Raw genomic sequence first — 8,319 nt, forward strand, 5'->3', positions numbered from 1 at the left:
AAGCAACGACAGAATCCTTCGGTATTTAGACCGTCAACCTCCCTCGGTAATCACACAAAGCAGATAAAGCGCTTGCCAAAATCCAAAAACTTTATGGGATAGATTTACGCTTAAAAGGTGCGTCTGCCGAAAAACGAAAAGCAGAACGTCAGATACACGCCAAACCAATACTGGATGAGCTGTCCGAGTGGATGACGTCCCAACAAGTGATAAGCTCTAGTCCATTAGGTAAAGCGATTAAATATACGCTTGGGCAATGGCCGAAGCTCATCCGCTATATCGAGGATGGTCATTTATCGATAGACAATAATCGAGCTGAACGGGCAATTAGACCGCTGGTTATAGGCCGAAAAAATTGGTTATTCTCGACCACTGCAAATGGCGCTGACGCGAGCGCGATGCTTTACAGTATCGTCGAAACCGCGAAAGCCAACGGCCTTATCCTCTATGACTACATGGTCAAGTGCATGAAAGAACTGGCGAAAGCAGAGCCTGATATCGATGCGCTCCTACCTTGGAACTTCAAAAATTAGTTATATCGCCCCGTGGGTTCATGGGGCGCTTACAGTTTAAGTTGTTGAATTTTATACCGATGAGAGATATGGACACAGCATTTTTCCGTGCCCTTATGTGTAGCTAGAAGTGAGGGAACTTCAAGACGATAATCTGAATTAATGCTACTGCGTTAGCCTACCAATAGGTATATTTAGGTTGTGGTTGGTAATAAAATTGAGTAAGAATTAAGTTCGTACTTAGTCTCTAGATTTCGTTTTTTTATGAACTGATTTTCTTCATTTGAAAAAGAATTTATCGCTCTTAAATCAAGGAATATACCTTGATAACTCCACCCTAGGTGACGGAGTTCAGTGATGGATTGTTCTGCACTTTGTAGTTTTCTTCCATATCTATCTCTGACTGTCACAATAACTTTGGTATTGTCCGGTTGCTCATCATATCCGTACCACATTAATGATTCGGATTTTTCCCCCAGTATAAATGGGTCATCGTTCGGGATGTTTGAACATTGCACGACGGTAAATGTTTGATTTCTTCTGTTTGTCTTATCGTGTAAATGGGATAAATATTTTAAGCCAGCAACAGGTTTAAGTTTGTATTTTAAGGTGTCAGGATTGAATTTGAAGTAGGAGTCGTCGTGACGTTGGTGCATCACTTTATCGAACCAATCTCCACTTGGGTTATCGACAAATTTAGTCTCTGATACAGCGTGACTTTCAACAAAAGAAGGCGTGTATTGATAGGTCACTTCAAAGAGATGATCTTCCATGTCCGGCTTGGTAAGTGAATCAAAAGCTCGCCCCACAGATTTCTTGATTTTGTTAATCGAGTCAGGATGAGTTAGATAGATCTCAATTAAACCATGCCCTGTAATGTCTGCTGTGCTTGGTACTATAACGGTATTTGGTACAGGAACAGAGCCTATTCCTGCTAGTTGCAAGCCATTAATAACAAGGTCAGACGTTGATAAAATATAGCCACTATCAGGGGTTAATGTTGGCGAGGCCGGCGCAATATGAACCACGTGAATATTATCAGCGTCGTATCCTAATTGAGAAACCACATACTTGTAAGATTGGTTCACCCATAAGTTTCCTTGCGAGTGAGCAATATAAATTAGCTTTTTGCCTTTCCATGTATTGGAATCATTGATGAGTTTATGCTGCATCTGAGTTTTTTCAGTATCAGGTGAATCAATCGAAGCACTCAAGAGCTGCAAAAACTCACGAATCATCGTATTCAGACCTTGGCTGACAAGATCAAAAACAAACCCTTTAAACCAAGAAAAAGTCGCGCTAATTTTTTGGATGATTGAACTGTCCTGACGTCCGCTAACGATTTCCCAAAACGCTTCCCATCGGTCAAATTGCTTTTGACCCAACTCTTGCGTTCTCTGGTCAAAAGTTTCAGAAAAATCAGCTAAGACATTCAACCCGTTACTTTCAATATATGAGTCATTGTAGAACAGTTGATATTCAACTGACTCGCCTTTGAATTGTTTGATGCCGAGGGTTGATTCTATTTCATCCCTTCCCAGTTTAGCGGCTTTTAGCGTCGTAGCGACACCATTAAAGAACCCTATAGTGTAACCCTCAATATCACAAGAACCGGCACTGGCATGGACGGGGGATATCATGCAAAGCAAAAGGACACTTGTTAGTTTATTCACAGTATTGCTCCTCTGCAGGGAGCGATGTGCTGACTGAACCATCTAGCAAATGATTGTAAGTAAGGTAAGCCACCGTTCTAGCTTTAGTGTTGTAGGTCAGCGCTGTGATTGTTTTGGATGTATTGGTTCTATCTCTTACGGGGATACGGACAAATTTTTTACAAGCGATGACTTTATCGTATTCGTCACCTATCGCCATGGCTTTGTCAACATTAGCCTCAGTCTTCTCACTCCAATTGTAATATAGGTTTTTCTGAGTTTGAAGTGCATCTTGCTTCAATGCATTGCGTACGGGTTCTGACACTTCTAACGCATTGATAAATGCCTCTATATCATCGCGTATTCCGTCTTTATTTTTATCACGACCTGTCAGGGAGTCACTTCTGTCTAATGTGTAATCAAATTTTCGGTACAGCAGAGTAAATTGGTCATCAATTGTAGGCTGAGCCTTAAGCTCTGCTGCGAGCGCCGGCGTTTTTTTTAAACTCTGATGGTGTTGATTGTGATTTGGGTCTGAAGGCGTGGTGTTTTGCTGGTTACATCCAGCGAGAAACAACAGAGCAAATAGCAATAACTTTTTCATATGAATAGTCCATGTTTTTTATGAATATTACATGTGTGCTTGTTGATAGACCAATTGCGTTTTGTTATACCGAGTAATAACAATGGTACGGTTTTGTACGTTAAGCATTAAATCAATGATTTGGAACGGTGCGCTGTTTAGCTGGATCCTACGGTCATTAGCAAAAAGCAATCAAAAATCAGTATATGTCATTACCTATGTGTCGTTGTTGGCTGTGTCATAACTTAAATGACACGTTTGTTCTTGTTAGCGTACGTTTTCGTTCCATTGGGCATCAAACCCCAATGAGTACACGAGAATTGAGATGCGGATTGCCTTAACTTGATGTATGGAATCCACTCCCTCCTTAACAATCTAGACTTAGGAGAGTGAGGAAAAACCGAGGGTTCCAATATGTTGACTAAAAATGTTATCGCTATCGACTTAGCAAAAAATGTTCTTCAAGCCTGCCATATCAGCATTCATGGTGAGCTAATGTCCAATAAACCTCTGAGTCGCCAGAAGATGAAAGAGTTCTTGGCAAAGGCTCAGCCTTCGATTGTCGTCATGGAAGGTTGTTGCGGTTGCCATTACTGGGGACAATTAGCAGAAAAATTTGGGCATGAAGTCCGAATCATTACCCCTAAGAAGGTGAAAGGATATCTAGAAGGTCATAAAACGGATCATAATGATGCTCTCGCCATCGCTAACGCCGCTATACAAATTGGTATCAAGTACAGCCGTCCAAAGTCATTGGAACAACAAGCTATGCATTCTTTAGAAACTAGCCGTAGATTCTTATCTCGTAGTGTTGTTTCCCTAGCTCTTCACATTAGAGGGACAATTTTGGGCTACGGGATAGCAAACCCTAGAGGTGAAAAAGGCTTAAAAGCGTCGGTTCAAACCGTGCTTGATGGCGATCCCCCAATACCCTCCAATGTCGTATCCGTTCTGTCGATGCTGTGGGAGCAATATACAGAACTTAAAGCAAAACTCATCGCATTCGAAAAAGAGAAAAATGCTTTAACCCGTCAGATAGAACCGTGCCAACGATTAATGGGCATTGAAGGTGTTGGTGAAACAACTGCTGCGATGCTCTATATAACTCTTGGTGATGGAAAGCAGTTCAAGAATGGAAGACAAGCTTCAGTATTTGTTGATCTTACACCTAAACAGCACAGTTCAGGTGGCAAAGTTTTTATGATTGGGATCGATAAATGCGGTGGTGTGAAGGAGCTACGCTCGCTTCTTTATCTTGGCGCAATGTCTTACGTTGGACGACTACCCGAAAAACCGAAGACTCAGAAGGACGCTTGGTTGAGGAGCATCATAGATCGTATCGGCTTCAAGAAGGCCTGCATTGCACTGGCTAACAAAGTGGTACGTACTGCGTGGGCAATGTTTCGGTATGAGACTGAATATAAACCAGTATTACTCACTAATTAATCACTAACAAATTTTTAAATTTTACAAAATGATGATGCATAAAAGGTAAGGCCAACCTACTGAAAACCTGGCCATTCTGTCATGCCTTAGAAGCTACAAACTCGATGAGGACAGTAGGTGCGCAAAACATCAAAGGCTAGAAGGTAGCTCCTTCAAGAAGAAGCCGAATATACGGCCGCATCTTAATTTTTATTGCCAAAATCACTTTGTAAATACGTGGATTCCATATACGTAATGGGGCACTTTCAAGTACAAAGTGCCATGGATACAAATTCATGAGCTAACCACGGCAGCTAACTCAATGTTGGACAAAAACGTGTTAGTACATTTATACAGTTTTAGTTTGATGGGATTAGTTTTGGTAGGTGAAAAGCCCCGCCTCATCGAACCTCCATTTTACTACCAAATCAAAGAGTGCAATTAGATTGATACTCATTAAAAGCCTCTCTTAGCTCTTTCACATCAATAGCGTATGTAAGCTCTTTAGTATCGTAACTCAACGTTTCGTCTATTTTGTCAGATATGGTGTTATAGTTTTTATATACCATGTCAACGCTTACTGAATCAACGTTTGAGAACATGTCTATTATCTTGCTGTAGTGATAGACATCTTTCTTAGTGACGAAGAAACTGTTGTTTCCATGATGCCCTGCGTCAGTGATGTAATACGTCTCGTATCCTGAAGCGCTGAGCGCAACAACGTCGATATCGGAAGTATATGGCATATCAATAGGTGTAGGAAAGTATGCGATTGCAAAGAATAACTCGTCATCTGTGCACTCTCTCTTTTCTATTTGGGCACACAAGTTTTTTACTGGTCTCATATCAATGCAGCCTAGACTAAAGAAACCATCTTTTTTATAAAAAGTTGAAACATCCCAACTAATTACGCCTTTCTTATCCTCGACTTTGTACTTTAACTCATTGATACCGCTCATTTCTGTCGCAAAACAGAAAGACGGAAAAAGAAGAAATAGAGGTTTTTTCATTGGATCACCTAAAAAGTGAGTAAAAACCACACGATAGCAAAATATATTTTTTGATTTTATCCATGTATAATACTTTATTTTCCCACCTGGAAACATTAAAAGAATCAATGGCTTTATCAAGTGAATTTCAAGTTACCAAAAATAAGAAAAACTTAGCTTCGCGTGCCAATGGGTGTCTGTAGTTGAAATACACAATGGGGCAGATTTGAGCTAGCTGGCACTTTTTGAGAAAAGTGCCACGAGTAAAACTTAAGATCTACGAAGCCTCTTTACAGGAACAATTTAGAATTACTGTACTAAAACGTTCCTGTCAGATTAGGCAAAGTAAGTTGAAGCCTTAGTCGTTTGTTAGCTCTTGTCCCAATTTAGTAAAATGTAAGCATGATGTTCCCAATGTAACTTCTTAACGGGAATTTTTAACTCTTGCCCCAACTGAAAAATCGTCGGCTTGTAAACCACGGGGAACACATCACCAAGTATTATCGAATGCACGCACTTTAATAAATCGACATGAATTGGTACTGAGACATGTTCTAAATATTTGGGAATTAAAACAAACCTAAACTCAGCTTCATCTTTGTAATCCGGCTGTTTTGTAAAGAGAAGTTCATCAATGTGCTTAGTTACAAAATTTATCGCCACATCACTGCTTGTAAGGTTATCTAATTCCGGACCATCGATATCTAAGCAAGGTATATTCCGGCTTAGATCAGGTTCTTCGTATTGAATCTTGCCATAATCTAATTGATAATTTAGGTCAAACGCCGTAGTCAATTGATCAATCAATTTAGCTTTCGAAACAACAATACATATACCTTTATGGTTCTCGCCATATTGAGCCCACATTCTAGATTTCAGCACGCCATGAGAATGCAAATTGTCATCAACAATATCGTTTTGGCAAAATGATATGAACTTGGACTTCTCTCTCAGTATTTTATCAACTAGCAATGTAGCTTCTTCAATTTTTTGATCATGACGGCTTTCCCAACCCCAGCCAACCGCCCCTGTTAACTTAGACTTATATTCTTGTGGATCATTAGTCCCTGAAAACTCGCCGAACCGAAGAGACTTATTGAACAGGATGTACTCCAACGATGTATCTTTCCGAGTAAAATGAAACAATGCATCATCAGATGATATAAACCTCATGTACTCATCGTAATTATTGTATTGCAATTTCAAAATTTTTCTCCGTAAGAGAGCTAACCCTGCAATAAAGTGTGTCACGATGAACCCACCAAACTCCATACCAAATCCGCCGAGCGTAACGCATCATATTGATTGCTTTGTTAAATTTTAATTTTCAACGCTGGTAAATCATAGAGTGACGACTTTACAATACTCTTCTTAAAGCCTAAATCCGATATGTGTTTTTTGTATACCTGAAACAGGTCATCGTTCATTCGTGGGTCAAAAACAATCTGATCTACCAACTCCATAGGGTTAACTGAAAAAGAAAATACTTTGTCACTTCCTTCTCGGCAACTAGCTTTAGTATGAATTAACCGGACTTCATTTTCATGGGAGAACTCTCGGCGCTTATATAATAAGGTCGATGCTATCCCTTGTTCAGAATCTAAAGATGAGCGAATAAAATTATCATCATTACATAATTCATTCATTTTTGTTTTTGGTAAGTAATTAACCTTACCAATATAAGCAGAACCATAATCAACGGTCGCATCATTCAAATAACTGAGTAATTTACGAGAAGTTGTCCTTACCTTAACACCTCTTTTATCTGGAGAATAAATACGCCACATCGCATCAGACTCTCTAGACAATGACCAACATTGGCCATAGACACCATACTTTAAATCCAATGAAAATGTGCGTCCAGCAGCATTTGTAAATTCGGAGTTCAAGAAAAAATTCTCAAATGGGTCTTCCCATAGAGACGGGTGGACTAATGTAAGTTCTTGTTGATTAAATAATTCAAGTAAACGTTCAAAACTGAATACTCGATATATATTTTTTTCAATTTCTTCTTGTTTGTAGTTAATAAATCTACTATTCATGGACTATCCACTTAAAATTAGCCCAATTAAGGTGATGAGCTACCACTGCACTCAACTGGAACGCCGTAAACCCTGAACTAAACCCAGACAAAAAATGCCAATCGTGGAAAATCACACTTAAATGTTTGTATGGGCTTGATTTAGTTATCATTAAAACCATCGTGATTTAAAGACATCGCCGTTTTCATGTGATCTCTAAAATCTTTAAAGTGATCCATACTTTTGTGAATTTTCACGTATCTCATCATGATTAAGAGCTCCTCAGTTTGTTGATTGACTTGCTCTTTGAGTTTTAGATTGTCTTCAATTAGATTACTTTCTAACTGTTTTTGACTGGTGATGATTTTTTCAGTATACCTTTCCATACAGCGCTTAATGGAAGCAACTCCAATACTTACCGAAAATATAACGACTCCAGCTAATATGTAGTCCATGTCTTATACCTAAACCGAAAGAAAGCGATGAATTATAGTGATTTTCAGAACAAAAACTTAAATATAAGTCTCACTCGAGAACCCTAACATTTTAATATAGTACCAGAATGAATTGGCATCTCATGCACCCAACCAACCTAACTACCTGAAAAATATAAATATTATTTAGTTTTGAGTTGATTTTCTAGTTGAAAGCCGTGCAAGCACACATTGCATCTGATTCAAGGCACGTTATCAATGCTTTCCACTATTCAATAGCCTAGAAATAATTGAGCCACATATTTGTGCGTAACTGTGATTGAGGGTCAGTCTGTTGTAGATTAGATAACTTAGCTACATTGTTGGATCTCTAAGCATGAGGAAAAGTAAGGCAAATTTCAGGGGTTGAAGCTGAGTTCAATCCTTCACTGGCTCACTTTGGGGCAGAAACAAGCTAGCAAAACAACACCAACTCACCCCACTTTCTTAAAGAAAACCTTTAACACGTTAAGCTATGATTTTTTGCTCATAAACGTGGTCACCAACCGTCTGACGAAAAATCCAAAATCCTCATTAGTGGCTCAAAACTCTTACTAACCCCCTTATTCCATCTCACACTGATCTATTTCCCTCTTTTCGCAGTACAAGTTATTAGGGCGTGTTGATCTTTCGTGAGTGTTTTTTGAACAGCATGGTAAAGAGT

7 protein-coding genes and 1 pseudogene are annotated in these 8,319 nt (G+C 39.2%); 2 read left to right on the top strand and 6 right to left on the bottom strand.

Annotated features, from left to right (window positions below; all coding sequences use genetic code 11):
• Window positions 1-50: 50 nt before the first annotated feature.
• Window positions 51-533, top strand: a pseudogene (locus tag AB6C75_RS21905) (transposase); the annotation flags it as partial.
• Window positions 534-706: 173 nt separating this feature from the next.
• Here AB6C75_RS21905 and AB6C75_RS21910 read toward each other — a convergent pair.
• Window positions 707-2,152: a hypothetical protein gene (locus AB6C75_RS21910; protein WP_372109245.1), complete on the bottom strand. Its 1,446-nt coding sequence runs from the start codon at window positions 2,150-2,152 to the stop codon at window positions 707-709.
• A 25-nt stretch (window positions 2,153-2,177) separates the two neighbouring features.
• Window positions 2,178-2,768: a hypothetical protein gene (locus tag AB6C75_RS21915; RefSeq protein ID WP_017091747.1), complete on the bottom strand. Its 591-nt coding sequence runs from the start codon at window positions 2,766-2,768 to the stop codon at window positions 2,178-2,180.
• A 393-nt stretch (window positions 2,769-3,161) separates the two neighbouring features.
• On the opposite strand from AB6C75_RS21915, the gene AB6C75_RS21920 reads away from it, so the two are divergent.
• Window positions 3,162-4,193: an IS110 family transposase gene (locus tag AB6C75_RS21920; RefSeq protein ID WP_372109242.1), complete on the top strand. Its 1,032-nt coding sequence runs from the start codon at window positions 3,162-3,164 to the stop codon at window positions 4,191-4,193.
• 407 nt (window positions 4,194-4,600) lie between these two features.
• Here AB6C75_RS21920 and AB6C75_RS21925 read toward each other — a convergent pair whose 3' ends face one another.
• The 4 genes from AB6C75_RS21925 to AB6C75_RS21940 form a co-directional block, all read right to left on the bottom strand.
• Entirely contained in the window at window positions 4,601-5,182 is a 582-nt protein-coding gene (locus tag AB6C75_RS21925; protein WP_372109243.1) for a hypothetical protein, read from the bottom strand.
• A 348-nt stretch (window positions 5,183-5,530) separates the two neighbouring features.
• Window positions 5,531-6,433: a DUF2971 domain-containing protein gene (locus AB6C75_RS21930; protein WP_102489137.1), complete on the bottom strand. Its 903-nt coding sequence runs from the start codon at window positions 6,431-6,433 to the stop codon at window positions 5,531-5,533.
• A 41-nt stretch (window positions 6,434-6,474) separates the two neighbouring features.
• A complete protein-coding gene (locus AB6C75_RS21935) occupies window positions 6,475-7,203 on the bottom strand; it encodes a DUF2971 domain-containing protein (protein ID WP_054543037.1) in 729 nt (242 codons plus the stop codon).
• A 140-nt stretch (window positions 7,204-7,343) separates the two neighbouring features.
• Complete coding sequence (locus AB6C75_RS21940; RefSeq protein WP_054543036.1) at window positions 7,344-7,637, bottom strand: hypothetical protein; 294 nt, start codon at window positions 7,635-7,637, stop codon at window positions 7,344-7,346.
• Between the last annotated feature and the right edge of the window lie 682 nt (window positions 7,638-8,319).

Source organism: Vibrio sp. 10N.237.312.B06 (assembly GCF_041464685.1).
In the GTDB taxonomy this organism is placed as follows: domain Bacteria; phylum Pseudomonadota; class Gammaproteobacteria; order Enterobacterales; family Vibrionaceae; genus Vibrio; species Vibrio tasmaniensis_A.

What these genes read in the sequence shown, in the direction of transcription:
- AB6C75_RS21930 (WP_102489137.1), bottom strand. Translation starts at nt 6,433, where the DNA reads ATGGAGTTTGGTGGGTTCATCGTGACACACTTTATTGCAGGGTTAGCT.
- AB6C75_RS21935 (WP_054543037.1), bottom strand. Translation starts at nt 7,203, where the DNA reads ATGAATAGTAGATTTATTAACTACAAACAAGAAGAAATTGAAAAAAAT.
- AB6C75_RS21920 (WP_372109242.1), top strand. Translation starts at nt 3,162, where the DNA reads ATGTTGACTAAAAATGTTATCGCTATCGACTTAGCAAAAAATGTTCTT.
- AB6C75_RS21940 (WP_054543036.1), bottom strand. Translation starts at nt 7,637, where the DNA reads ATGGACTACATATTAGCTGGAGTCGTTATATTTTCGGTAAGTATTGGA.
- AB6C75_RS21915 (WP_017091747.1), bottom strand. Translation starts at nt 2,768, where the DNA reads ATGAAAAAGTTATTGCTATTTGCTCTGTTGTTTCTCGCTGGATGTAAC.
- AB6C75_RS21910 (WP_372109245.1), bottom strand. Translation starts at nt 2,152, where the DNA reads ATGATATCCCCCGTCCATGCCAGTGCCGGTTCTTGTGATATTGAGGGT.
- AB6C75_RS21925 (WP_372109243.1), bottom strand. Translation starts at nt 5,182, where the DNA reads ATGAAAAAACCTCTATTTCTTCTTTTTCCGTCTTTCTGTTTTGCGACA.